A 24,266-nucleotide genomic window follows, 5' to 3' on the forward strand; every position below is an offset into this window, starting at 1 on the left:
GCTGATTACGCCACACTTACACAGGGCATGTCCGGCACGGTCGCACCACTGTCCACTGTGGATCCTGCGGGGGCAGCCGTGAGGGGATCCGCTGGTATCCCTGACTCACACACGCATGCACGTGGTGTCACCGGTTCCCACTGCGCCGGGACTGGGTCAGTGGGAACGACTGAACGCCAGTCGACATACCCAGCGACATACTGATCGAGGGTCCGATCGAGTTACCTGTTAGAGCGGTAACCCCTGTGAGAGCTGTTCTGGCTGCTCAGCGGCTATTACAGGGCTACCTATGCTGCGCCAGACTCGATGCCCTCCAGGGGTGTTTTGTGAAGTCGGCCGGCGAGGGCCAGGTGCCCGCGGCCGGCTGTCGTCTCCTGCGGAAGCCAGGAAATTCGCGTTCGCACTGTCCAATAACAGTGTCACCTTTGGATTTCAGAGGCATCAGCAGGTTCCCCGCCACCCCCGGGGGACCTCCGCCGCCAGCAGGAGGCCGTGATGCCCACCGAACGCCGTGACGGCCGCCGCCGTCACCCGCACCCTGATCCACGCCGCGCGGCCGTCCACGGCCGTCCCAGCCCCGGCACGTCCCCGCCGTCCTCGCCCGGCCTGCCCGAAGGGCAGGTGCCGATGTTCAGCCCGCCCCGGCTCCGCGCCTACCGTCACCGCCGCAACCTGGATCCGCCCACCCTGGCCCTGCGGGCCCACATCGGTCTGGCCGCTCTGCGTGCCGCCGAAGCGGGCACCCACACCCCCACCCCGGCCCAGATCGCCCGGCTGGCCGCCGCCCTGGACTGCGCCGCGCCGGAGCTGCACACCACCGCCGCCGATCCGGGTGACAACGCCCAGTACTGGGCGGTCATCGCGGCCACCGCCCCGCCCATGACCCCGGCCGAGATCGCCGGAACCGGGGCGATCCTGCGCCGTATCGCCCAACGCTCACGAGCGGCATAACACGCCACGCCCACAACCGAAGAAACACAAAATTCGGTCGAGAAGCCACTTTCTTCTCGGCCGTATTTTGTGCTTTTTCGGGCATCAATCCTCCGCAAGAAACTCCTCTATCGACATTTCAGGAGGCACGGTGCGCACCCGTTTCGGGTCGAAGAATCGCACCGCCCCCGACTTGGGGTGATTTGATTTCTTCACCGCAATCCGGTCACGCCCCAAGGCGCGAATGAGCATCTCGCGTCTTTCGGGAACCGTGGCCGATTCCCATTCCTCGGCCAGAGCATCACGCGAAATGACCTCCACTGCCACCGGCGCACCGGAATTCAGCATCTTCTCCCGTTCCGCAAGTGCGCGGAGCTGTGTGGCGAGTGGCAGGTTCGCCCGATCGAACGCGTCCAGGTCGATTTCCAGACGACCCAGCCTTTCCGTCAGACCTTTCTGGATAATTTGAATCTGCGTGATCTTCGCCTGCACCTGAGCCAGTTCGTCAGCCGCCGCATCACGTGCTTGTTTGATGGCAGCGGCGTGCCGGGGATCGGACAGCCGCTCCAGCACCAGTTCCCGCAATTGCTGGTCCACGCCCCGCTGGGACGCGCTGACGCCGCCGCAGCCGTGCCGGTCCTTGCGGCAGGTGTAGTTGCGGCGCTTCTCGGTCTTGGTGGGCTTACCGGGAGCCGAGGTCAGCCCGCCGAAACACAGGCCGCACCGCAGGATTCCTGACCCGATCGACACTGTTCCCGGTGCACGTCCCCGGCGGCGGGCGGTGAACTTCGCACGCAACTGAAAGAACAACTCGGGACTGATGATGCGCACTTCTTCGTTATTACGCATCGGATAGAGAACCGTTTTGTGAGTCGCCCCCTCTTCCTTGGCTTCCTCCGGATCAAGTTCTTCATCATGCTCGATCAGACCGGCATTGCTGGCCCGGTTGAGTATCTTTCCGATTTCTGACGGGCTGAGCACTCCGCCGGTAGTCGAGTAAATACCGTCGCGCTTCCACCGGTCATAGATTTCGGTCAAGGTCACGCCGTCCGCGTGATCCTGGCATGCCTGGGCGATTGCTTCGCGTTCGCGCTGAACCTGCTCGGCTGCCACCTCCGGCATTTCCGGAAGGTCCGCCCCCGCTTCCACCAGAGCCTTCGTCTCACCTTTCGCGCGGCGCACCCGGCCAGGCCACCCCAGGGACCGCGCACCGCCGTTAAGTTTCCCCTTGGCGCGTGCGCGCTTCTTCTCGCGTTTGACGCGCCGGGAGGTGTCGTCACTGGAGCGGGCGGCGTGGGCGACTTCGCCGCGCAGGATGTAGCGGTCATCCGGGCTCGACAAGTCCCGGACGCCGTGTGAGGAGAAGATGCGGAAGCCCTTGTCCGCCAACTCGATGAGGGTTTCCAGGTCCATGGGGCGGCGGAAGAGGCGGTCCACGTGCCAGATGCAGACACCCTGGGACTTGCCGGTGCGGACCCGCTCTAGGAGCACTTCCCAGTCCTTGCGGCGGACCCGGGGGTTCCAGGCGCTGAGTCCGTCGGCTAGGCGTAGACCTTCCTGGCAGCCTGCCTGGGCGATCCGGCGGCTGTTGTCCTTGTGCTGGCGGGCGATCTTCTCCAACTCGCCCGTGTCGGGGACACGGGACAGCCGCCCGTAGTTGTCGATGACCGGGCGGCTGTCGGGTGCTTGACCTGGGGTGACGTGGTTCTTAGGGCTCATGCCTTCGACGGTAGGTCACCAAATGCCGTTCCGCTTTGGCCGTTGTTGTACGCCGTAGGCCGCCGCGGTCGGGCGAAGCCCGGGACAGGCGGCGGGGCTGGCTTTTCAAACCTCAACCGCACCGAGAACTGCTCTTGCTCTTCGTTCTTCCCCCATCCTTTGATTCCTGCCCGTCCGGCGAGGACGACCTTGATCTTCGGTTTTAAGATCAAAAAAGGATGGCCTCGCCGGCCGGGCAGACCACCGGAGGGGTGGGGCAGATCAAAAGCCGGGTCCAGCAGGTTGCGGGGCTGGGCAGGCTGCCGACTCAAGACCCAGTGTGGCTCCGAGGGCTCGCGTGTTCTCCGCACGGCCTTCCGCCAGCCAACCACACCTCACCGAGCGGCCCCGGTCGCGTTGAGTGGCTAGGGCGGCGGCAGGTTGCAGGGGCCACTCGGCGAGGTGTGGTCTGCATGCTCCAGGCCGTACGGAGAACACGCGAGAACCCTCGTCGTGGGGGTTTCACCCCTCCGCCCCGTCCCACAACAGCCAACTCACCGTCCATAACGGCCAACTCGGCGTCCATAACGGCCAACTCGGCGTACGACAACGGCCAACACGCCGGACGCATGGGAGCGGGCTGCCCACACCCCCAGGAATGGACAGCCCGCTACCAGATCAACTTTCTCGCACCCTAGGCGCGAAGACGTTGAAGGAACGTTGAACTCCCAGTTCGGGCCTGGTATGCCGGGGGTGTGACGGCTGGGGGTACTGCGTGACGGTGGAGTTCCAGGTGCTGGGCAGCGTCGAGGCGCGGGCGGGGGGACGCCTGCTCGACCTGGGGCCGGCCCGGCAGCGGCGGGTGCTGGCCGCTTTGCTGGTCGAGGCCAATCAGGCGGTGACCACTGACCAGCTCATCGACCGGGTCTGGGGAGAGCGGTTGCCGCAGCGCGCCGCCGGGACGTTGCGCAGCTACCTGACCCGGTTGCGGACCATTCTCACCGAGGCCGGTGACGTGGGCATTCAACGTCGCTCCGGCGGCTACGTGCTCGCCGTGGACGAACAGACCGTCGACCTGCACCGCTTCCGCCACCTCCTCGCCAAGGCGCGCGCCAGCACCGAGGACGCCGACCAGCTCACCCTGTTCGAGCAGGCGTTCGAACTCTGGCGCGGCGAGGCATTCGCCGACCTGGACACGCCCTGGTTCACCGGTGTGCGCGCCACCCTGGACCGCGAGCTGGTCGCCGCCGAACTCGACCACGCCGACATCGCGCTCCGCCAGGGCAGGCACTCCGAACTGCTCCCCCGCCTCTCCGCCCAGGCCGAGCGGCGGCCGCTGGACGAGCGGCTGGCCGGGCAGGTCATGGTCGCGCTGTACCGCGGTGGGCGGCAGGCCGAGGCGTTGCAGGCATTCCACCACATCCGCACCGCGCTGATCGAGGGCCTGGGCATCGAGCCGGGCGCCGAACTGCGCGCGCTGCACCAGCGCATCCTGGCCGGGGACAGCGCACTGGCCGCGCCGGCCCCGGACGCCCCGGAGGCGAACTGGCGGCTGCTGCCCAGGGACATCGACGACTTCACCGGCCGGGACGCCGAACTCGACCTGGTACTGGACCGGCTGCCCGCGGTGCCGGGGGCCAGCAGCGCGGTGGTGATCACCGCCATCGACGGTATGGCGGGAGTCGGCAAGACCGCCCTCGCCATCCGGGCCGCGCACCAGATCGCCGACCGCTACCCCGACGCCCAGCTCTTCCTCGACCTGCACGCGCACGCCGAGGACCACCAGCCCACCGACCCGGCCGCCGCCCTGGACAGCCTGCTCCGCTCGGTCGGCGTGCCCGGCGAGAAGATCCCGCACGACCTCCAGGCCCGCGCCGGACTCTGGCGCAAACAGCTCGCCGGCCGCAAAGCACTGCTGGTGCTGGACAACGCGGCCAGCGCCGCCCAGGTCCGGCCCCTCCTGCCGGGCAACCCGGAATGCCTGGTGCTGATCACCAGCCGGAACCGGCTCACCGACCTGGAAGCCGCGCACATCCTGTCCCTGGACGTGCTGCCCGACAACGACGCCACCGCGCTGTTCGCCCGGATCGCCGGACCGGACCGGGCCGCCGCCGAACCCGCCGCGGTGGCCGAGGTCGTCGCGCTCTGCGGCCAGCTCCCCCTGGCCATCCGGATCGCCGCGGCCCGGCTGCGCAGCCGTCCGAAGTGGACGGTGGAGCACCTGGCCACCCGGCTGCGCGACGAACGGCGCCGACTCGGCGAACTGGCCACCGGCGACAGCGGCGTCGCGGCCGCCTTCGCACTGTCCTACCAGCAACTCACCCCCGCTCAGCAGCGGCTGTTCCGGCTGCTCGGCCTGCACCCCGGCGCGGACTTCGACTCCTACGCCGCCGCCGCGCTCACCGAGGACGAGGAATTCACCGCCGAAACCGGCCTGGAAGACCTCCTCGACGTGCACCTGCTCCAGCAGCAGGTCGCCGGCCGCTACCGCTTCCACGACCTCTGCCGCGCGCACGCCCGGCAACTCCTCGGCTGCGGCGAGACCGAGGAGGAGCGGCAGGCCGCGCTGGGCAGGCTGTGCGAGTACTACCGGCACACCACCGCCACCGCGATGAACGCCCTGGTCCCGGTGGACAAACACCTCCGCCCCGACCTGCCGGCCGCCACCCTGGCCGCACCGGAACTGACCAACCGGATGCAGGCAGCGGGCTGGCTGGAACACGAACGGGCCAACCTGATCACCACCGCCACCCACGGCCTGCCCGAGCACGCCGCCTTCCTCTCCGCCGCACTCCAGCACTACCTCAACTTCCGCGGCTACTACGACGACGGCCAGATCCTGCACCGCAAGGTGATCGACCTGGCCCACTCCGCGGGCGACGGCGGTCTGGAAGGCCAGGCGCAGTACCGGCTGGGCTACGTCTACTGGTGGCAGGGCCGCTATCCCCTCGCGCTCACCCACCTCCAGCGCGGCCTGGAACTCGCCGAAACCGCCGGACTGGCCGGGGTGCAGGGCTACGCGCAGGCCGGACTCGGCTTCACCCACCGCCGCCTCGGCCGCCACGAACAGGCCCTGGTGCACTTCCAGCGGGCCCTCGCCCTGGCCGAACAGGCCGCCGACCTCAGCCTGCAGGGACACGTGCTCACCGGCCTCGGCCACACCTACCCCTGCGTCGGCCGGGCCGAGCAGGCAGTGGAACACCTGCGCCGGGCGGTCGCGCTGGCCGAGAGCACCGGCGACCGGCAGGTCGACATCGGCGCCCGGATCGGCCTCGGCGCCGCCTACCGCGGCCTGGGCCGCTACGACCAGGCGCTGGCCGAACTGGACCGGGCGCTGTCGGTGGCCAAGGACACCGGCGACCGCGGCCTGCACGGCTACGCGCTGCGCCAGCTCGGCGACGTCTGCCTGGACACCGGCGACCTCAGCGCCGCCGGCGAGCACTACCAGCAGGCCCTCACCCTGGCCAGGGCCATCGGCAGTCCAGGCCACGAATCCGAAGCCCTGGTCGGCCTCGGTGAGACCGCCCGCTGCACCGGGATGTTCGAGCTGGCCCTGGACTACACCCAGCGGGCCGAGGCCCTGGCAGGCGAGGTCGGCGACCAGTTCCAGCAGGCCGTGGCCAACCGCAGTCTGGCCCGCACCCAGCACGGCCTTGGCCGGCACCGCGAAGCCCGCGAACACTGGCAGCGGGCCCTGGACCTGTTCACCGAACTGGGCATGCGCGAGGCCGACGACATCCGCGGCGAACTGGCCAAACTGGACGTCGAACGCGCCGAGTAGCCGGGATTTCACTGCCAGGACGGGAAATTTCAGTTGGCCCGCCGGTGCACGCCGGGCGCACCCATACTTCGGCACGTGGCCGATGACTACACCCTGCGCCGGGTTCCGCCCGCGGCGCGGCACGGTTGGCGGACGGTGGCCGTGCAGTCCTTCGGCCAGGCAGGCAACATCGGACTGCTCATGCTCGGCGCGTTATTGGGGCTGTCACTGGGTTTCTGGCCCGCGGCAGGCGTTCTCGTGCTGGGCCTGGCGATCCAGACCGCGGCGCTGCTCGCGATGGGCATCATGGGCATGCGCGAGGGCCTGGCCACCACCGTGCTCACCCGCTGGACCGGACTCGGCCGGTACGGCTCGGCCATTCTCGGCCTGGTGCTCGCCTGCTGCGTCACCGGCTGGTTCGGGGTGCTCAACACCGTTGTGGCGCAAGGCTTCCACACCATCGTCGGCGGCCCGCGGTGGATCTGGGCACTGGCCACCGGCGCGGCGATCACCGTGATCGTGATGTTCGGCTTCACCGTGATGGCCCGCACCGCCGCGGTCACCGCACCCGCTTTCCTTGCCCTGGCCGGATATCTGGCCCTCACCCAGCTCTGGGACCGCCCGCTGGCCGAACCCACCGGCGCCCTGTCGGTGCCGGCCGGGGTGACCGCGGTGGTCGGGGTGTGGATCATCGGCATCGTGGTGGCCCCCGACATCACCCGCTTCACCCGCGACCGCGCCGACGTGGTGCGGCTGACCCTGTTCGGCACCGTGCTCGGCCAGCTGCTGATCGGCCTGTGCGGCATCGCCCTGGCCCTGGCCTTCCACACCACCGATGTGGTCACCATCGTCACCGCCGGCTCCGGCTTCCTCGGCATCGCGGTGCTGATCACCGCCACCGCCAACATCCAGAACCTCAACCTCTACGTCGGCACCCTCAGCCTGGCCAACGCCCTGGACACCCTGTTCGGCCGCCGCCCCAGCCCGCGCCTGCTCACCCTGGGCATGGGCCTGCTCGGCGCCATCGCCTCCGCCACCGGCCTACTGTCCACAGTGGAGGGTCTGCTGGCCGTGCTGGCCGGGGTGCTGCCGCCGGTGGTGGGCATCGCCACCGCCGAGTACTACCTGGTGCGCCGCTGGCGCCCGCTGCTCGAACACAGCCGCCCCAGCGACAACCTGCCCCGGCACGCCCCGGCCTGGCTGCCCGGCGCGCTGCTGATCTGGCTGGCCACCGCCGCGATCGGTTTGCTGGTGCCGTGGGGCATTCCGGCGCTCAACGCGTTGCTGTCCGCGTTCGGGCTGACCGTGCTGGCCGGCTGGTTCAGTCGCCGACGATCTCCGCGGTGGTCCGGACCTCGCCGAGTCGAGGAAACACCACGGTGAGCGCGGATTCGTGTGCCAGCGCGGACAATCCGGTCATCGCGTCGGAGACCGCCACCGTCTCGTAGCCGTGATCGGCCGCGGCCCGCAACGTCGACTCCACCCCGAACTCGGTGGCGATCCCGCCGAACACCAGCGTCGTCACCCCCAGTCCACGCAGGTGCGCGTCCAGGTCGGTGCCGTAGAACGCGCCGATGGTGTGCTTGGTGATCAGCTTCTCCCCCGCCGCCGGATCCAGGCCCGGATCCAGCTCACTGCCCTCCGGCTGTTCGACATTCGGCCGGTGCGCCCGCACCAGCACGATCGGCGCGCCCGCGGCCCGGAAGGCGTCCCGCAGCCGGATCGCGTTGGCCAGCACGGCCGCACCGGTGTGCGGGGTGGTCGGCAACGCGATGATCCGCCGCTGGAGGTCAACGAGCACGAGCGCGGTAGCGGAGTTGATCGTGGTCCCTAGGCAAACCCCCGTGTTGGCCGTTATGGACGGCGAGTTGGCCCAACTGGTACGCCGGTTTGGCTCAAGTGGGCGTACCAGTTGGCCCAAGTGGTACAGGGGTGCGGATCACGCCGGCGAGTCATTGTCGGTGCCCGGTGGTTCACTCGAACCATGACCGCCTCGGTACTGCACGCGCCGCCCACTCGCGTCCACCGCGAGGACCTCGCCGTCATGGAACAGACCGCCGCGGACGAATTGCCCGCCATCCAACAACTCTGGCCCGCCTTCGAGCGCCTGGTCGGCCTGCGCGGGCGCAAGATGTACGCGCGGATCGACGAGCGGGCGGGCACCTACACCGTGTGCACCCCGATCAAACCCGAGGACCACCCGGACCAGCTCGGCCTGCGGACCGGCACCCTGGCCGGTGGCTGGTACCTGCGCGGCAGCCTGGTCGGCGCACCCGATCAGACCTATCCGCACATCGGCGACGGCATGGCCGAACTCAAGGCCGGCAGGCCCGTGGACGAGACCCGGCCGCTGGTGGAATTCTACCGCAGGCACGGCCACATCGAGCTGTGGCTGCCGATCCGGCCCTGACCGCTCACCGCCAGGACGGCAACCACAGCTCCGCCTGCCAGTGGCCGTTGGTGATCGAGTCGCCGTTGAGGATCGGCCACAGCCAGACGAAGTTGGCCACCACCAGCCCCACGTACAGCGCCACCACCAGCAACCCGGTGCGCCGCCGTTCCTCACCGTCCCCGGCCCGGCCCAGGATGTGCCCGAGCGGCAACACCAAGCCGAGCACCAGGAAGGCCGACACCGGGGTCACGTAGAAGAAGTACATCTGCCGGTCCAGGTTGACGAACCAGGGCAGCAACCCGGCGAGGTAGGCCACCAGCACGGCCGCGTACCGCCAGTCCAGCCTGCCGATCATCCGCCACACCGCCCAGCCCAGCATCGGGAAGGCCAGCCACCACATCGCGGGCGTGCCGATCAGCATGGTGGCGCTGACACAGGTGGATTCGCCGCAGCCGGTGGTGGAATTGTCGAAGTGGTAGAGCATCGGGCGCAGCCCCATCGGCCAGCTCCACGGCTTGGACTCCCACGGGTGCGCCTGGCCCGGCTGGGTGACCAGGCCGTTGTGGAATTCCAGCACTTCCGCCGAGTAGCCGAACAGCGAGCGCAGCGCGGGCGGGAAGATCAGCTGCCAGTGGTCGAACAGGTGCCGGCTGAACCCGGTCTCGCTGGCGAACCAGCCCCACCAGGTGGCCAGGTACACCAGGACCGGCACCACCAGCAGCGCCCACAGGCCGGGCAGCAGATCCCGCCGCAGCGCGCCCCACCACGGGTGCGCCACCCCGGCCGTCCGCCGCGCCGAAGCGTCCCAAACGATCATCAGCACACCAAAGGCGGCCGCCCAGTACAGGCCGCTCCACTTGGTGCCGCAGGCCAGGCCGAGGCTGACCCCGCACAGGAAGCGGTACCAGCGGAAACCCAGCCGCGGACCGTAATCCGAGCTGGTCACCCAACCCTCGCGCAACGCGCTGGCCAGGCGTTCGCGGACCTGGTCCCGGTCCAGCAGCAGGAAACCGAAGGCGGCCAGCACGAAGAAGGCCAGGAAGATGTCCAGCATCGCGGTGCGGCTCATCAGGTGCAGCACGCCGTCGCAGATCAGCAGCACCCCGGCGATCGCGCCGAGCAGGGTGGACCTGGTCAGCCTGCGGGCGATCCGGATGATCAGCAGCACCATCAGCGCGCCGCACACCGCCCCGGCGAGCCGCCAGCCCCAGCCGGTGTAGCCGAAAACCCATTCGCCGAGGGCGATCAGCTGTTTGCCCAGCGGCGGGTGCACCGTCCACTTGAAGCCCGGGTTGTCCTCGTACCAGCCGTTGCGCAGCATCTGCCAGCCCTGCCACGCGTAGTACTTCTCGTCGAAGACCGGGGTGCCCTTGTCCGTGGGGTAGCCCAGGTTCTGCAACCGGATGACCCCGCCGATAACGGTGAGCACGATCGTGACGACCCAGCCGCGCAGCCGGTCGGTCGGCATCGGCCTGCCCAGCAGGCTGGCCTCGCGGAACGCACCCGGACTGGACGTGGCGGCGACTGTCACGCCACCCGATCGTAGGGGGACGCCCCGGAGGGCCGTGATCGGGTTCCTTGCTCAGGAAAACAGATCCACCAGCGCCTCGCCGCGGGCGGTCTGGCGCAACCGGACCTGGCGGCCCTGGCGCTGCCGGTCGATCAGGCCAGCGGCCTCCAGTGCCTGGCAGTGGTGGGTGGCGGTGGCCGGGGCGACCCCGAGCAGGGTGGCGACCTCGGTCATCGCCGGCTGGTGCGCGCAGTGCCGCAGGATCCGGGCGCGGGCCGGGCCGAGCAGCGCGCTGAGCGGATCGTCCGCGGGCGGCGGGTCCTGGCCGTGCAGCACGGCGGTCAGGCCGGGCACCGCGTAGGCCAGTTCGATCCGGTCCGGGTGTTCCAGGCTGAACGAGGCCGCCTTGGGGCCGGTGGCCAGCGGGATGAGCACCAGGCGGCGGCCGTCCCGCTCGGTGTCCGCGGTGGTGCCGGTGGTGCATTCCAGCCGGGTGCCGCGCACCCGCCAGCAGTGGTTGCCCAGCACGGTCAGCGCCACCGGCAGCGCGCCGGTGACCGCGGCGGCGCCAATGCGTTCGGTCTCCCGCCACAGCACCGGCCGGACCCGCTGCCAGACCGGCGTGTATGCCTGCCAGATCGCCTCGAAGGCGCGGGCGAAAGCGGCGACATAGGGGCGCGGCTGGTCGATGAGCCGTTGCCAGGCCACCGGGATATGTCCGTGGAACTGTTCCAGGAAAAACTGGGCCTGTTCGGCCACGAACTCCGGGCTTTGATCGCCCACCTGCTCCAATGACTGCCGGATATCGGCCTCGGCCATCGGAATGAGGCAGTCCGGGATTCCCAGCCGGTGTGCCCGCAACGGCAGCAGCGTTTCCAGGTCCGCGGCGGGCAGCGTGCTGCGCACCTGCTCGCGCAGCCGGGCCGAAACGTGCTCGGGCGAGGCTCCCAGCGCGTCCAGGAGCAGCGAGAACAGGGACGCGCCTGGCTGGTGCAGCACTGAGACGGGCAGCGTCTCCAGCGGTGCGAGCGAGATCGTGGTGCCGAAGCTCGATGCCATGGCCTCTCCCCCGGTGACCGCCGATATTTTGACGATTCTCGAAGAGATTGCGCAATGGCGGTGCAGCGGATGTGATGTCCTCCTGCGGCGCCGAGGAAGGGTCGGCACCCGTGGATGAGGGGGGCGGTGCGCCGGTGAATACCCGGGGTCGGGCGTGATCGACTTGTCGGTCAGGATCACGCGCCTCGCCGTGGTGGCCACCGGCGCACCGAGGGGAAACCGGGCTCAGCCGGTGCCGATGGCGAAGAGGTGGAGCTGCCGGTCGCTGGGCAGGGTGACACTGGCGATGGTCTTGCCGGCCGGGGCGTCGAAGGGCGCGGTGGCGAAGACGAACGCCGGTCCGGTGCCACCCGAGGACACGTTGCGGTACTTGGGGTGCGCGACCACGGTGTTGCCGAACACCGGGGTGGTGGCGCTGCCCCCGGGCAGCACCCAGTCACCGAAGGACATGTCCGCGGGGGCCGTGCTGCCGTCGGTGAAGGTGACCGTCGCGGTCCCCCGGTGGTCGCCATTCGCTGCCGCACCAACAAAAACCAGCCGCTTCGGCGCGCCGGAGAGTGCGACGGTCTGGCCGTCGGCGGCCACGTTGTCCGGACGTCCGGCGGGCGCGGCGGGCCAGGTGAACTTCGTGCCGGCGACCTCGACCTGCTTGCCGCCGGTGAGTCCGGCCGCCGCGAGGGCCTGCCGGGAGTAACTGTTGCCGCCGCCGTCCAGGTTGGCCTGGGATTTGTCGTTGTCGTCGGCGATCCCGGTGTTGCCGTAGCGGGTGACCAGGCTGCCCTCGGCCGCGACCAGCACGGTGACCGTGCTGCTGACCGTGCGGTGCGCGCCGGTGATGGTCACCGGGATGTCGTAGTAGCCCTCTGGCGCATTCGCGCTGACCTGGTAGCGGGCCTGGCCGTCGTCGAGCCGGAACCGTTGCGGCCCAGCGACAGTCAGTCCGGCGGGCGGGCTGGTGGCCACGCTCAGCGTGCGATCGTCCCCGGACAGCCTGCGCGCGTCCACGGTGAACTCGCCGGTGCCACCGGGTCGCACGGTGATCAGGTTGCCGGTACTGGCCAGGAAGTCGTGCTCACCGTCGCGATAGGACGGTGGCACCTGGTCGCGCTCGCTGGCCCACTGCTTGTCCGGGGTGGTGGACAGGTCGAAGTCGAGCCGCCCACCGGTGCTGATGAGGTCCCTGGGCAGGCCGGTGCGTTCGTGCTCGCGGCCGTTGAGGTCCAGGTCCCGCACGTACATCGCGGTGCTGGATGCCTTGGGGGCGCGGATGTCCAGGTCCCGGCCGGGCAGGTCGAGCACGGCGCGTGGGAACAGCGGACTGTGCACGGCAAGGTCGGAGGTGCCTGGGGTGGCCGGGTAGATGCCCAGCGCGGCCCAGACGTACCAGGAGGACTGGGCGCCGAGGTCGTCGTTGCCGGGTTCGCCGTCCGGGGTCGGGCTGAACAGGGTGGTCATGATCTGCCGCACCACCTGCTGGGTACGCCAGGGCCGCCCGGTGTGGTTGTACAGCCAGGGAATCCCGAACGCGGGCTCGTTGCCCGCCCACATGTAGGGCTGCAACGGACCGGCGTTGAGCTTGGTGGTGAAGGTGTCCAGCCGCGCCGCCGCCGCGTCCCGGCCGCCCATCGCGGTGATCAGTCCGGCTGGGTTGTGCGGCACCATCCAGGTGTACTGCACCGCGTTGCCCTCGTCGAACCCGTCCTGGCCGAACCCGCCGGTGGGTGGGATGAAGGCCGGACCGTCCGGGAACCGCCCGTCGCCACCGCGTGGCTGGATGTGCCTGGTGGCCGGGTTGAACAGGTTCTGCCAGTTCTGCCCGCGCCGCGCGTACTCCGCCGCGGTCTTACGATCGCCGGCCGCCTTGGCCAGCTGGGCGATGGCGAAATCGTCCACCGACCACTCCAGGGTGATCGAGGCACCCACCCGGTTGTGATCACCGCGGGCCACCTCGGTGTTGGGCAGGTACCCGCGTTTGACGTACTCCCCGATCCCCGGCCGCTCCTGGTAGGCCCCCGGTGTGGTGTCCACCGTGGTGGCGCCCTTGATCAGGTAGCGCAACGCGGTCGGCAGGTCGAAATCCCTTGCCCCGTAAGCATGCAGGTTCGCGATCAGCGGCACCGAGCTGTCCCCGGTCATCTGCGCGGTGTAGTCATTGGCCAGCGGCCAGCGCGGCCACCACCCGCCCTGTACCGCGTCGTTGACCAGCGACTGGGCCATGTCACTGGCCTGACGCGGCCAGAGCAGGGCGTGCAGCGGGGCGAGGCTGCGATAGGTGTCCCAGTCGGAGAAATTGGCGTACTGGGTGCGCCCGGCGGGCAGGGTGTGGATGCGGTCGTCGAAGCCGATGTAGCGGCCGTCCACGTCGTTGAACGTGTTGGGGTGCATGAGGGAGTGGTAGAGCGCGGTGTAGAAGGTCTTCAGCTCACCGGTGTTCGTACCGGCCACCCGGATCTTGCTGAGTTCCGTCCGCCACTTCTCCCGGGTCTCCCGCCGGACCTGGCCCGCGTCCCAATGCGGGATCTCCTGCGCCAGGTTGAGTTTCGCCCCGTCCACCCCGACGAAGGACAACGCCACCTTGGCCTTGACCTGGGTGCCCGGGAAGCTCAGGTACGCCCCCGCACGCGGCGAGCCGACACTCGCGCTGCCCGGGGTGACGGTGTTCCCGTCCCAGGTTCCCTTGGCGGTGAACGGCTGGTCGAAGGTGATCGCGTAGTGCACGGTGTACTTGTTCGACTTCCCGCAGAACCTGCCGGTGCTCGCCGACCCGGTGACCGTGGTGTCGTTCTCGATGGTCACCTGCGCGGCGGAGTTCCCGGACAGGCTCGCCCCGCCCTTGATCAGCACGTGCCCACCGGCCGGGAAGCTGAAGGTGGCCAGCCCGGTGCGGGTGGTGGCGGTCAGTTCGGCCCGGACCTTGGAGTCCTCCAGGGTCACCGCGTAGTAGCCGGGTTCGGCCTGCTCACTGCTGTGCTGGTACTTCTCCACCCGCTCCCAGGGCTTCGCGCCGATCTCCCCGGTCACCGGCAGGATCGGCACATCGCCGAAGGCACTGCATCCCACGCTGGCGTGCGTGAGACTGAAACCTCGGATCTTGTCGTTGTGGTACTGGTAGCCCGCGTAGGAGCCGAGGGTGTCCGGCGAGAACTGCGTCATCCCGAACGGCACCGAGGGCCCGGGGAAATTGTTGATCTCCCCCGCCGCCGCGTTGGCCAGTCCGGTGCCGATGAACGGGTCCACGTAGGCGGTCGGATCGGCGACCAGTGGTGGCGGCGCGGGTTCGGCGGCCGCCACCACCGGGGCCCCGAACACCAGCGCCGCAGCCATGATCACCAGTCTGTTGGCACGCACGTGGACCTCCCAGCACCAGTCGACAGATCGGAGCTTTCCGCCCGGGATCAGGTCGTGTCAACGAGTCGGCGGCGGTTCTGACTGGTTCCGGACATCAAGATCAGCGAGGGCTACGCCGCGCCTGACCCGGTCACCGGGACGGCGCTGACACCGGTGTTGACGGGCAGTTCCGCCAGCAGTTCCTTGAGCACCGGGTCGGTCTCGCGGTGGCGCTGCTGCAACGCGGCGACCTTGGCGGCGAAGTCCGGGTCGTCCTCGTCGGTGATGTCGTATGCCTCGAACCGTTCCAGCAGGCGCATGCCCTCGCGTTCGGTCCTGGTGTGCGCCGGGTGGGTCAGGTAGTCCCAGTAGGCGTCCAGATCCTCCAGGGCGAACACCGCGCCCCAGTCGAAGCCGCCGCTGCCGAACTCGCGGCCGACGATGTAGGACTTGACCACGGGGATCTCCCGGCCCTGGGTGTGCATGAGTTCCAGGGCTTCCTCGATCTGTTCCGGGGTGACGCCGGCCTTCAGCTTGAACCGGTTGCCGTGGTAGATCATCGAATTCTCCTTGTGTCGCAGTGGGTTTACGGGATTCAGCGGGTGGCGGTGGCCAGGCGGCGGTGTTCCAGGACGGTGGCGACCAGGAAGCCGCCAGCACCGGCGATGGCCAGGGCCCAGAACAGGGCGGGGGTGCCGAGGAAGAGCGAGCCCGCGGAGAGCAGCGCGAGGTAGGCGCCCAGCACGTAGTGCAGCGGGTTGCCGCGCACCGCGCCCTCGCCCAGGTACAGCAGGCCGACCACAAAACCGGCGCCGGCCGGCCAGAGCAGCGACTGCACGTTCGGCATGTCCGGCAGCGTGTGCAGGCCGGAGATGAGCAGGAACAGGCCGCCCATGCCGACCACCCAGGCCCCGCCGATCAGCTTGTGCGACAACAACTCCCGGCCGCTCAGACTCTTCTGGGCACGCAGGGCGGCGGCGATGGCCAGCACGGTGCCCACCAGGAATCCGCCGAGCAGCAGGGTCATCGGCAGCCAGCCGGGCAGCGCGAGCAGCGGGGTTTCGCCCCGGCTCAGGGCCGCGGCGCCGTGGCCGAGGAGGTAGGCGAGGCCGAAGCCGACGTAGACGGGGCGGCTGTCGATCTCGCCGGGGCGGGCGGTGCCGCGGGCGATCATCGGGGCGGGGCGGGTGGCGGTGGTCATGGCTGGGGCCTTTCCGGAGTGGGGAGAGAACAGAGGTGGGACAAGGGAATGGCGATGCGCTGGGTGATGTCGGCGGGCCAGGGGAAGGGGGTGCGCACGGCCCGCTGGTGGGCCAGGCCGTGCAGGCCCAGCCACAGCGCGACCGCGTCGGTTTCCGGGGCCTGGCTGGTGCAGTGGCCCGCGGTGACGCAGTCCCGCAGGATGCGGGTCAGGATGCCCAGGGCTTCCGCGCCGAGGGCGGTCAGCAGGTCGGTGGTGAGGCCGCCGCGGCCGACCACCGGTTTCCAGGCGCCGTCGAACATCAGGCGGTAGCGCTCGGGGTGGTCGCGGGCGAAGCCCAGGTAGGCCGCGCAGACCGCGCGCAGCCGGTGCCGGGGATCCTCGCCCGCCTGCTCGGTGGCGCTCCAGAGGCCGCAGGCCAGCTCGGCGAAGGCCTGGCGCACCACCGCGAGCATCAGGGTGGGCTGGTCGGGGAAGTGGGGGTAGATCGACGGGGCGGCGATGCCGGCGCGCCGGGCCACGGCCCGCAGGGTGACCGCGCGTTCGTCGCCACCGGCCTCGATCAGTGCGGTGGCCGCGGCCAGGATCTCGGTGCGGAGCAGGGCGCCCTCACCGCGGCGATTCCTGGCGTGGCAACGCGGTTCGCCGCCGGCGATGGGCATGGCCGCTATCCGACGATGACGACTTTGCCCAGCACGGTACGCGATTCCGCGAGAGCCATTGCCGCACCGGCGTCGGCCAGCGGGAACTTCGCCGCGATCTGCGCGGTGAGCACGCCCTCGTCCAGCAGTCGCAGCACCTGGGTGAGGTCCTCGGCCAGCCGGGCGCGGAAGGTGGCCAGGCTGCGCTTGCCCGCCCAGAAGTTGTAGAACTTCGCGCTCTTGCCGTTGGGCAGCAGGTGCCACAGCAGCAGGCGCCCGAAGGACTTCAGCACCGGCAGCCGCGAGTTGCCGTCCTCGTCCTTGGTGGCCGCGGTGCCGTAGGAGACCAGGGTGCCGCCGCGGCGCAGCAGCCCCCAGGACTCGTGCAGTCCGGCGCCGCCGACGTGGTCGAACACCGCGTCCACGCCCTGCGGCGCGATCTCGCGGATCTGCCGGTACAGGTCGGGGTCGCGGTAGTCGACCGGGATGGCGCCCAGTTCGCGCACCGAGTCGTGGTGCCGGGCGGCGGCGGTGCCGATCACCTTGATCCCGGCGTGCCGGGCCAGCTGCACCAGGGTGGATCCGACGCCGCCGTTGGCGCCCAGCACCACGATGGTCCCGCCCCTGGCCACCCCGGCGGTGCGGTGCAGCATCTGCCAGGCGGTGATCCCGTTGACCACCAGGGTTTCCGCCTCGGCCGGGTCGACCCCGTCCGGCACCGGCACCAGGTCGGCGGCCTCCAGTACCAGCGAGCTGGCCCAGCCGCCGATCTTGGTCACCGCGGCGAAGCGGCGGCCGATCAGCTTGGCGTCCACCCGCGGTCCGACCGCGGTGACCGTGCCGACCACGTCGTAGCCGGGCACGAAGGGGAACGCGGGCTGGTCGTAGTACTTGCCCCGGCGCATCTGCTGTTCGGCGAAGGACACCCCGGTGGCGTCCATCCGCAGCACGACCTGGCCAGCGGCCGGTGCGGGCAGGTCCCGGACGCGCACCTGGAGGCCGTCGACCTCGACCTTGGCGGGCAGCACGACCTCGGTGGCGCTGGTGGTGACGGTGTTGGTGCTCATCTGGGCTCTCCTTCGGCGCTTGAACTTACGACCGTAAGGCTACGCACGTTCACTTAGTGAGCGCAAGAGCTAACACCTGTAAGTTTTTCTTGTAAGCTCACAGCCATGGACGACGACAGGGACGCACCCAGGCCCGCCCGTGCCCGCAACCGCCGCGGCGAGGGCGCCCGCCTGCGCGAGGAGATCGTGACCGCGGCGGTCGCGCTGCTGGACGAGACCGGCGACGAGAGCGCGGTGACCCTGCGCGCGGTGGCCCGCCAGGTCGGCATCGCCGCCCCGTCGATCTACCGCCACTTCCCGGACCAGCCGAGCATCATGCTGGCCGTGGTGCAGCAGGCCTTCGACGAACTGGCGGAACAGCTGCGGGTGGCCAGGGACGCCGTCGATGAACCCAGGGCCCGACTGTTCGCCGTCTGTATGACCTACCTGGGGTTCGCCCAGCTGCACCCTGGGCGGTACCGCACCATGTTCGGCGGGCTGTGGATGCCCGATCTGGACAACAGCGTGCTGACCGAGAGCGATATGACCGCGCTCGGCCAGGCCAGCCTGGGCCTGCTCGCCGAGGCACTGGCCGACTGCGTCGCGGCGGATCTGGCCACCAGCACCGACCCGTTCGCCGATTCGGTCGCGCTGTGGCTGGGACTGCACGGACTCGCGCACCAGCGGGCGGTCACCGTGGTCTTCCCGTGGCCGGCCGACCTCGCCGAGCGCATGATCACCGCGCTGGCGCACCTGCGCACGTAGCCGGATCAGCCCGCATTTGATGAGTGACCTAGGATTAGGTTGTGCAACCTAAACCGGGGTCGGCCGACCTGAGCTTCACCGAGGCCGCACGCCGGAAGCAGATCGTCGCCGCCGCGATCGAGACCATCGCCGAACTGGGTTACGCCAAGGCATCCTTCGCCCAGATCGCCCGCCGGGCCGGGCTGAGCAGCCCTGGCCTGATCTCCTACCACTTCGCGAACAAGGACGACCTGATCGGCCAGGTGGTGGCCGAGGTCTACCGCACCGGCGGCGAGGTGGTGCGTCCGAACAGCGCGGACGCCACCTCCGCCTGGTCGGCCCTGCGCGGCTATCTCGAAGGCAGCCTTGCCTTCTACGACACCCACCGCGGCCACCTGCTGGCACTGGTGCGGATCCTGCAGGGCCACCCCGAGGCACTGAGCCGCTGGGCCGAACCCCGCAACGCCGCCGAACTGGCCGGGCTGGAGGAGGTGCTCCTCCGCGGGCAGCGCGCGGGCGAGTTCCGCGAGTTCGACCCGCGGACCGTCGCGGTGATCATCCGGCAGCTGCTCTCCGGCGCGCTGCAACACCTGCTGACCCAGCCGGCGGCGGACCTGACCGGCTACACCCGTGAACTGGTGACCCTGTGCGAACACGCCGTGGCGGCGCCGCGGCGACGAACCAAGGAGCAGCGATGACCTTCACCCCGCAAGAAGACGCCGAGGATCTGGCCAAGGTGCTCCGCGAGGCCCGCGACCTGCAGGGGGTGTCCGCCGCGGAGCTGGCCAACCGCACCGGTGTGCGCACCATGGACGTGCTGGAATTCGAGGCGGCCAGGGTGATCCCGGCCCGGGAGCCGTTCGCGGTGTACATGCGGGCGCTGGGGTTCGAGGCCTGAGTCAGGACGCGGCGGCGAGGGTGTAGCCGAGGTCGGCGCAGGCCCGGCCCAGGGACAGTTCCAGGCCGGTATGTTCCAGTGGCAGCAGCACATCCGGCTTGCGCGGCAGGGCCGAGGCCGCCGGTGGGTCCCACAGGCAGATCGCGGGCGCGCCCGAGTCGACCGCCGACTGGTACCAGAGGCCGTCCAGGTCCGGGTCGGCTTCGCGGATGGCGCGGGCCCAGGCCTGGGTGCGGTTGGTGCTGTCGGACCAGATCGCGGCGGAGGCGCCGACCTTGACCGGCCAGCGGCTGGTCAGGTCGAGCAGGCGCAGCGGGCGGCGCGGACGCAGGATGACCAGGTGGCGGGCGTTGGCGTGCCGGTCCACGGTGGCGGTGTCCTGGAAGACCTCGGCCACCGAGGTGCGGGTGGACAGCGAGAAGTACAGCACGCCCTGGTCGTTGTCCCTGGTGAGCGAGCCGTCCTCGGCGGGAGGGTGCGGGTCGAAGTAGGCGTGCGGCAGTGGGCCGACGGTGCGGAAACCGTTCCAGCGCTGGGGATGCCGCCCGCCCGCGGCGAAGATCCGCACCAGCCGGGTCGAGGAGCCGACCGCGATCAGGTCCGCGGGCTCGATCGACTGGGCCAGCACGGTGGGCGCCGGTGGTGCGGGGAGGCGCGTCATCGTGCTGCCCAGTCTCGCAAGATCAGGCCTCGGCCACCAGGCCGGGGACCTTCTTGTCGGTGTTGTGCCGGAAGATGTTGACCGCGCCGACCACCGTGTCCGACTCATCGCGGATCGGGAAGACGTTGACCAGCGCCAGCAACCGGGTGCCGTCGGGCTGTTCGCAGATCACGTCGGCATCGCGCACGGTGCCGCCGTTGTTGGTGACCACGGCGGGCGGGGCCTGGTTGTGCGGCATGACCTCGCCGGAGGGGTAACGCAGCCGGAACGCGCCGCAGTACTTCTCCGAGGTGCCCAGCTCCGGCGTGCGGCCCCAGGCCGCGATGGCGGCCTGGTTGCAGGTGATCAGGGTGCCGTCGGTTTCCAGCACGTAGATGCCGACCGGGATGTCGTCAATGGCTTTCTGGTCCGCGAGCAGGCCCTCGGGGGCCAATTTGCCGGACTCCAGGGCGCCCTGGAACTTCAGGCCGTCCAGTTCACCGCGGGTGATCTTGTCGATCAGGTCCATCTTGGTGTCCTTTCCAGCAACGCTGGTTCGCGGCGGCGGAGATTGTCCAATCTGCAACCAGTTCCAGCATGCCGCACCGGATGGCGCGCCGGTCGGTTCGCGCGGGGAGTTCACCGGGATGGCCGGATCATCGGACCCGGCCGGTTGCCGCCCGGCCGGGTCCGACGGCGGGTCAGGCCGAGCTGTCCTGGCGGGTGAGCTGCCGGGGGCGGAACCGGTCCGGGTACTCCATGAACTCGGCGATCTCATCGGCCCGGTCCCGGCCGGCGATCCGTTCCACCAGCCACAGCCCGAGGTCGATCCCGGCGGTGATGCCCGCGGAGGAGATCAGGTCGCCGTCGTCGACCACCCGCTCGTCGACCAGGGTCACGCCGAGACCGGTCAGCTGCTCGTGCGCGATCCGGTGCGAGGTGATCCGGCGGTCGCCGACCACGCCGGCGGCGACCAGCAGCTGCGCGCCGGTGCAAACCGAGACCAGGGTGCCGTCGTTCTCGGCGAGCTTGCGGATGGCCGGGAACCAGCGCCCGGAGGCGGATTCCTGTTCCACCCCACCGCCGCCGGGGATGATCAGCACGTCGGCGTCCGGGCGGTGCAGGCCGTCGGCGATCCAGCGGGTGCCGTCACCACAGGTGACGAAGTCCTGCTCGGTCAGGGTGACCCTGGCGATGTCCAGCGGCACCCCGAGGGCCTGGGCGTGGTGCAGGGCTTCCGCGGGGCCCGCCACGTCCAGCACGTCGAGTCCGTCGAAGAGGGCGAGGTCGACGCGGATCGCGTCCGCGCCCGGTTTCAGCATTAGCGTCACCCGGAAAAGCTAAATTCACCCGCGGTCGCCGAGGGTGGGTGAACGGGTCAACAAGTCCAGGGATCCGGCCACTGATCGGTGCGGTGAAACGAGAATCGCTGGCAGGATAAGGTTTTTGCCATGGGCCACAACGGAACTGCCGGACACCAGGTGGCGATTCTGACCCTGCCCGAGGTGATCGCGCTGGAAGTCGCGGTGCCGGTCGAGGTGTTCGGGCCGTGGCCGGAGTACTTCACCGAGGAGGACCCTCGGGTGCGCAACCCGTACCGGCTCACCCTGTGCGGGCCGCAGCCGCGGATCCGCTCCGGCGACTGGCTGACCACCACCGGCACCGAACCCCTGGACGCGCTGGCACACGCGGACACCATCGTGGTGCCGGGCGTCGCCGACCCGCTGAGCCCGGTGGCCCCGGAGGTACTGGCCGCGCTGGTCGCCGCGGCCGGGCGCGGGGCGCGGCTGGTCTCGCTCTGCTCGGGCGCGTTCACCCTGGCCCAGGCCGGACTGCTGGACCACCGCCGGGTCACCACGCACTGGCTCTTCGCCGACCTGCTGCGGCACCGGTTCCCGCTGGTCGACGTACAGGAGCGGCACCTCTACATCGACGACGGCGCGGTGCTCAGCTCCGCAGGCGTGCTCGCCGCCACCGACCTGTGCCTGTACCTCATCGCCCAGGACGTCGGCCAGACCGCGGCCAACGCGCTGGCCCGGCTGCTGGTCAGCCCGCCGCACCGGGACGGCGGCCAGGAACAGTTCGCGCGCAGGCCGGTGGTGGTGGCCGCGGGCCCGCTCAGCGGCTTGCGGCACTGGCTGCTGGCGCACCTGGACGGCGAGCACACGCTGACCTCCATCGCCCGCCAGGCCAAGGTCAGCGTGCGCACCCTGACCAGGCGATTCCACCAGGAAACCGGCACGACGGTGATGGACTGGCTGACCGCGCAGCGGGTGGCCAGGGCCCGGGTGCTGCTGGAGGACACCGACCTGCCGGTGCCGGTGGTGGCCGGTCAGGTCGGGTTCGGATCGGCGGAAACCCTGCGCGCGCACTTCGTCAGCCAGACCGGCACCAGCCCACAACGACACCGCCGCACCTTCCGCTCCACCCCCACCGCCCCCGTCCGCCGCTGACCCACAAGCCAGAAGCCCGGTCCGTAAACCCACCCGCCGTCGAGTTGGCCAAAGTGGTACGCCCAGTTGGGCCAACTATGCGTACGACTTGGGCCAACTCGACGGCGGAGACGGACTGCACCTCCGGTGACCTGCCTAGGGCGCGTATGGGACCAGGGTGGCGTCGATTCCTTCCCAGGCCGTTCGCAACGCGGCCAGGTCGGCGGGTCGTTTCTTCGCCAGGTTCGCCTGTTCCCGGACGTCGGCGGCGAGGTCGAACAGGCTTTCCGCGGTGCCGTTGCGGACGTATTTCAGGTCGCCGCGGCGCAACGCGCGCTGGCCTTTCATCCGCCAGAACAGATCCCGCCGCGGCACCGGTGTGCCACGGAACAGGTGCCCGGCCAGGCTGACCCCGTCCAGGGGATGTGCCGGGGACGGGGTGGCGCGGGCGAGTTCGAGGAAGGTCGCGGTCCAGTCCATGGTGAGCACCGGGCTGTGCTCGACCTGCCGCGGGCGGAGTTGTCCCGGCCAACTCAGCAGGGTGGGTACCCGCAGCCCGCCCTCGGCGACCTGGCCCTTGGCCCCGGAAAACGGCCAGGTGTTGGAGAAACGCTCGCCGCCGTTGTCACTGGCGAAGAACACCAGCGTGTTGTGCAGCTGACCGTTGCGGCGCAAGGCGTTGAGCACCTGGCCGATCGCGCGGTCCAGGTCCTCGACCATGTCCCGGTAGGTGGCAAGGGATCCGCCGTCGCGATGTTGCAGCACGCCCTTCTCCCCCGCCTTGATCCTGGCGGTGAGTTCGTCGCTGATCTCCTTGTCCCCCGGGCCTTCCCACGGCCAGTGCGGGGTGGTGTAGTTCAGGTTGAGCAGCCAGGGTTTCCGGTGTTCCCGGCCCAGGAACTCGGTGGCCCGCTCGGTGACGATGTGGGTGTAGTAGCGCAGATCGTGGTACTCGACCTCGTTCTCGAACAGGTCGTGCGCACCCAGGTAGGACAGCTTGGAGAAGTAGTCCAGGCCGCCGCTGAAGTTGCCAAAGAACTCGTCCCAGCCCAGCCTGGTCGGGCTGAACCAGGGCAGATAACCGCAGTGCCACTTGCCGATCAGCGCGGTGTCGTAGCCGGCGGCCTTCACCAGACTGGCCAGCGTCGGGTGCCCGATCGGGATGCCGTCGACCTCGTTGGGCGCGTCGATCGGCTCCTTGAGCCCGCCGCGCAGCCGACCCGGGTAGCGGCCGGTGTACAGGCCGATCCGGGTGGGCGAGCAGACCGAGGAGGCCGAGTAGGACTGGGTGAACCGGATCCCCGAAGCAGCGAGCCGGTCCAGGTTCGGGGTGCGGATCTCCGGGGCGCCGTAGCTGGACAGGTCGGCCCAGCCGAGGTCGTCGGCGAGGATGACCAACAGGTTGGGGCGTGGTGGTTTTCCGTTGCCCAGCGGCCGGAACGGCTCTTCGGCGGCCGCGGCCGCGCCGGGAGTGAGCGCGGTCAGCGCACCCGCACCGACCAAGCCGCCGAGCTGTCGCCTGCTGAGGTTTCCCGGTTCCCGCGTCACGGATCCGACGCTAGGGACCGGTTTCCGCGAACGGCAGTCCGTCCCACGATGTGACCCGGGTTACTGCGATTCCGGTCTCAGTTCGACCTGCCGGCCCACATCGTCGCCCTCGGCCGCGTCCAGCACCGCGTCCAGCAGTCCGGGAAACCGGGATTCCAGGTCCTCGCGGCGCAGGTTGACGAAGCAGCGGGTGCCCTCCTGCCGGGTCCAGGTGAGGCCCGCGTCGCGCAGCACCCGCAGGTGGTGACTGAGCGTGGATTTGGCCACCGGGGCACGCAGTTCGCCCCAGCCGCGTTCCGCGCCGTCGCCGAGCACCCGCACCAGGCCGACCCGGATCGGGTCGCTGAGCGCGGACATGACCCCGATCAGGGTCAGCTCCTCGGTGTCTGGGTGCCGGACGTCCTTCACCGGACCATGATAACTTGTTCGATGTTCTATGA

At 69.9% G+C, this 24,266-nt stretch carries 22 protein-coding genes; 8 read left to right on the forward strand and 14 right to left on the reverse strand.

Annotated elements, in window-relative coordinates; genetic code table 11:
* The first annotated feature begins 495 nt into the window (after positions 1–495).
* On the forward strand, positions 496–951 hold the full coding sequence (locus MZC64_RS37080; RefSeq protein WP_247764342.1) for a helix-turn-helix transcriptional regulator: 456 nt from the start codon (positions 496–498) through the stop codon (positions 949–951).
* Between the two features lie 84 nt (positions 952–1,035).
* Here MZC64_RS37080 and MZC64_RS37085 read toward each other — a convergent pair whose 3' ends face one another.
* A complete protein-coding gene (locus tag MZC64_RS37085) occupies positions 1,036–2,649 on the reverse strand; it encodes a recombinase family protein (protein WP_247764343.1) in 1,614 nt (537 codons plus the stop codon).
* A gap of 754 nt (positions 2,650–3,403) precedes the next feature.
* Between MZC64_RS37085 and MZC64_RS37090 the strand changes: the two genes are divergently transcribed.
* Together MZC64_RS37090 and MZC64_RS37095 are read left to right on the forward strand one after the other, a co-directional pair.
* Positions 3,404–6,409 carry a tetratricopeptide repeat protein gene (locus MZC64_RS37090; RefSeq protein WP_247764344.1) on the forward strand — a complete coding sequence of 1,002 codons (3,006 nt, stop codon included), beginning with the start codon at positions 3,404–3,406 and terminating at the stop codon, positions 6,407–6,409.
* 75 nt (positions 6,410–6,484) lie between these two features.
* The gene (locus MZC64_RS37095) at positions 6,485–7,771 is read left to right on the forward strand and encodes a cytosine permease (RefSeq protein WP_247764345.1); all 1,287 of its coding nucleotides are present in this window, start codon (positions 6,485–6,487) and stop codon (positions 7,769–7,771) included.
* Here the strand turns inward: MZC64_RS37095 and MZC64_RS37100 are convergent.
* Complete coding sequence (locus tag MZC64_RS37100) at positions 7,710–8,189, reverse strand: isochorismatase family protein (RefSeq protein ID WP_247764346.1); 480 nt, start codon at positions 8,187–8,189, stop codon at positions 7,710–7,712. The two genes, MZC64_RS37095 and MZC64_RS37100, sit on opposite strands and share 62 nt — an antisense overlap.
* 183 nt (positions 8,190–8,372) lie before the next feature.
* On the opposite strand from MZC64_RS37100, the gene MZC64_RS37105 reads away from it, so the two are divergent.
* The gene (locus tag MZC64_RS37105; RefSeq protein ID WP_247764347.1) at positions 8,373–8,798 is read left to right on the forward strand and encodes a GyrI-like domain-containing protein; all 426 of its coding nucleotides are present in this window, start codon (positions 8,373–8,375) and stop codon (positions 8,796–8,798) included.
* A 4-nt stretch (positions 8,799–8,802) separates the two neighbouring features.
* On the opposite strand, the gene MZC64_RS37110 is transcribed toward MZC64_RS37105, so the two are convergent.
* The 7 genes from MZC64_RS37110 to MZC64_RS37140 form a co-directional block, all read right to left on the reverse strand.
* On the reverse strand, positions 8,803–10,311 hold the full coding sequence (locus MZC64_RS37110) for a phospholipid carrier-dependent glycosyltransferase (protein ID WP_247764348.1): 1,509 nt from the start codon (positions 10,309–10,311) through the stop codon (positions 8,803–8,805).
* Positions 10,312–10,362: 51 nt separating this feature from the next.
* The gene (locus tag MZC64_RS37115) at positions 10,363–11,349 is read right to left on the reverse strand and encodes a helix-turn-helix transcriptional regulator (protein ID WP_247764349.1); all 987 of its coding nucleotides are present in this window, start codon (positions 11,347–11,349) and stop codon (positions 10,363–10,365) included.
* A gap of 225 nt (positions 11,350–11,574) precedes the next feature.
* Positions 11,575–14,697 (reverse strand): GH92 family glycosyl hydrolase, encoded by a 3,123-nt coding sequence (locus MZC64_RS37120; RefSeq protein WP_247764350.1) that lies wholly within the window; start codon positions 14,695–14,697, stop codon positions 11,575–11,577.
* A 110-nt stretch (positions 14,698–14,807) separates the two neighbouring features.
* Positions 14,808–15,236, reverse strand: coding sequence for a Dabb family protein (locus MZC64_RS37125; protein WP_247764351.1), 429 nt, complete (start codon positions 15,234–15,236; stop codon positions 14,808–14,810).
* A gap of 35 nt (positions 15,237–15,271) precedes the next feature.
* The gene (locus MZC64_RS37130) at positions 15,272–15,877 is read right to left on the reverse strand and encodes an ABC transporter permease (RefSeq protein ID WP_247764352.1); all 606 of its coding nucleotides are present in this window, start codon (positions 15,875–15,877) and stop codon (positions 15,272–15,274) included.
* On the reverse strand, positions 15,874–16,539 hold the full coding sequence (locus MZC64_RS37135) for a TetR/AcrR family transcriptional regulator (protein WP_247764353.1): 666 nt from the start codon (positions 16,537–16,539) through the stop codon (positions 15,874–15,876). Before MZC64_RS37135 ends, MZC64_RS37130 begins: the two co-directional genes overlap by 4 nt.
* Positions 16,540–16,544: 5 nt before the next feature.
* Complete coding sequence (locus MZC64_RS37140; RefSeq protein ID WP_247764354.1) at positions 16,545–17,585, reverse strand: medium chain dehydrogenase/reductase family protein; 1,041 nt, start codon at positions 17,583–17,585, stop codon at positions 16,545–16,547.
* 105 nt (positions 17,586–17,690) lie between these two features.
* Here MZC64_RS37140 and MZC64_RS37145 point away from each other — a divergent pair, with 105 nt between their 5' ends.
* From MZC64_RS37145 to MZC64_RS37155, 3 genes are read left to right on the forward strand one after another with little or no spacing between them, the layout of a single operon-like run.
* Entirely contained in the window at positions 17,691–18,329 is a 639-nt protein-coding gene (locus MZC64_RS37145) for a TetR/AcrR family transcriptional regulator (RefSeq protein WP_247764355.1), read from the forward strand.
* Positions 18,330–18,370: 41 nt separating this feature from the next.
* Positions 18,371–19,006 (forward strand): TetR family transcriptional regulator, encoded by a 636-nt coding sequence (locus tag MZC64_RS37150; protein WP_247764356.1) that lies wholly within the window; start codon positions 18,371–18,373, stop codon positions 19,004–19,006.
* Positions 19,003–19,206 carry a hypothetical protein gene (locus MZC64_RS37155; protein WP_247764357.1) on the forward strand — a complete coding sequence of 68 codons (204 nt, stop codon included), beginning with the start codon at positions 19,003–19,005 and terminating at the stop codon, positions 19,204–19,206. Before MZC64_RS37150 ends, MZC64_RS37155 begins: the two co-directional genes overlap by 4 nt.
* A gap of 1 nt (position 19,207) precedes the next feature.
* Here the strand turns inward: MZC64_RS37155 and MZC64_RS37160 are convergent, their stop codons facing one another.
* From MZC64_RS37160 to MZC64_RS37170, 3 genes are all read right to left on the reverse strand, one after another.
* Entirely contained in the window at positions 19,208–19,867 is a 660-nt protein-coding gene (locus MZC64_RS37160; protein ID WP_247764358.1) for an RES family NAD+ phosphorylase, read from the reverse strand.
* Positions 19,868–19,889: 22 nt separating this feature from the next.
* Complete coding sequence (locus tag MZC64_RS37165; RefSeq protein WP_247764359.1) at positions 19,890–20,375, reverse strand: PAS domain-containing protein; 486 nt, start codon at positions 20,373–20,375, stop codon at positions 19,890–19,892.
* 172 nt (positions 20,376–20,547) lie between these two features.
* Complete coding sequence (locus tag MZC64_RS37170) at positions 20,548–21,168, reverse strand: DJ-1/PfpI family protein (RefSeq protein WP_247764503.1); 621 nt, start codon at positions 21,166–21,168, stop codon at positions 20,548–20,550.
* Between the two features lie 159 nt (positions 21,169–21,327).
* Here MZC64_RS37170 and MZC64_RS37175 point away from each other — a divergent pair, with 159 nt between their 5' ends.
* Positions 21,328–22,299, forward strand: coding sequence for a GlxA family transcriptional regulator (locus MZC64_RS37175; RefSeq protein ID WP_247764360.1), 972 nt, complete (start codon positions 21,328–21,330; stop codon positions 22,297–22,299).
* Positions 22,300–22,434: 135 nt separating this feature from the next.
* Here MZC64_RS37175 and MZC64_RS37180 read toward each other — a convergent pair whose 3' ends face one another.
* Together MZC64_RS37180 and MZC64_RS37185 are read right to left on the reverse strand one after the other, a co-directional pair.
* Entirely contained in the window at positions 22,435–23,826 is a 1,392-nt protein-coding gene (locus MZC64_RS37180) for a sulfatase-like hydrolase/transferase (protein ID WP_247764361.1), read from the reverse strand.
* A gap of 60 nt (positions 23,827–23,886) precedes the next feature.
* Positions 23,887–24,234, reverse strand: coding sequence for a helix-turn-helix transcriptional regulator (locus MZC64_RS37185; protein ID WP_247764362.1), 348 nt, complete (start codon positions 24,232–24,234; stop codon positions 23,887–23,889).
* Positions 24,235–24,266 lie beyond the last annotated feature (32 nt).

This window comes from Crossiella sp. S99.2 (assembly GCF_023094165.1).
In the GTDB taxonomy this organism is placed as follows: Bacteria; Actinomycetota; Actinomycetes; order Mycobacteriales; family Pseudonocardiaceae; genus Crossiella.

Coding starts and splice junctions, on each gene's coding strand:
- MZC64_RS37080 (WP_247764342.1), top strand. CDS start 496: ATGCCCACCGAACGCCGTGACGGCCGCCGCCGTCACCCGCACCCTGAT.
- MZC64_RS37085 (WP_247764343.1), bottom strand. CDS start 2,649: ATGAGCCCTAAGAACCACGTCACCCCAGGTCAAGCACCCGACAGCCGC.
- MZC64_RS37105 (WP_247764347.1), top strand. CDS start 8,373: ATGACCGCCTCGGTACTGCACGCGCCGCCCACTCGCGTCCACCGCGAG.
- MZC64_RS37115 (WP_247764349.1), bottom strand. CDS start 11,349: ATGGCATCGAGCTTCGGCACCACGATCTCGCTCGCACCGCTGGAGACG.
- MZC64_RS37125 (WP_247764351.1), bottom strand. CDS start 15,236: ATGATCTACCACGGCAACCGGTTCAAGCTGAAGGCCGGCGTCACCCCG.
- MZC64_RS37130 (WP_247764352.1), bottom strand. CDS start 15,877: ATGACCACCGCCACCCGCCCCGCCCCGATGATCGCCCGCGGCACCGCC.
- MZC64_RS37135 (WP_247764353.1), bottom strand. CDS start 16,539: ATGCCCATCGCCGGCGGCGAACCGCGTTGCCACGCCAGGAATCGCCGC.
- MZC64_RS37140 (WP_247764354.1), bottom strand. CDS start 17,585: ATGAGCACCAACACCGTCACCACCAGCGCCACCGAGGTCGTGCTGCCC.
- MZC64_RS37145 (WP_247764355.1), top strand. CDS start 17,691: ATGGACGACGACAGGGACGCACCCAGGCCCGCCCGTGCCCGCAACCGC.
- MZC64_RS37155 (WP_247764357.1), top strand. CDS start 19,003: ATGACCTTCACCCCGCAAGAAGACGCCGAGGATCTGGCCAAGGTGCTC.
- MZC64_RS37160 (WP_247764358.1), bottom strand. CDS start 19,867: ATGACGCGCCTCCCCGCACCACCGGCGCCCACCGTGCTGGCCCAGTCG.
- MZC64_RS37165 (WP_247764359.1), bottom strand. CDS start 20,375: ATGGACCTGATCGACAAGATCACCCGCGGTGAACTGGACGGCCTGAAG.
- MZC64_RS37170 (WP_247764503.1), bottom strand. CDS start 21,168: ATGCTGAAACCGGGCGCGGACGCGATCCGCGTCGACCTCGCCCTCTTC.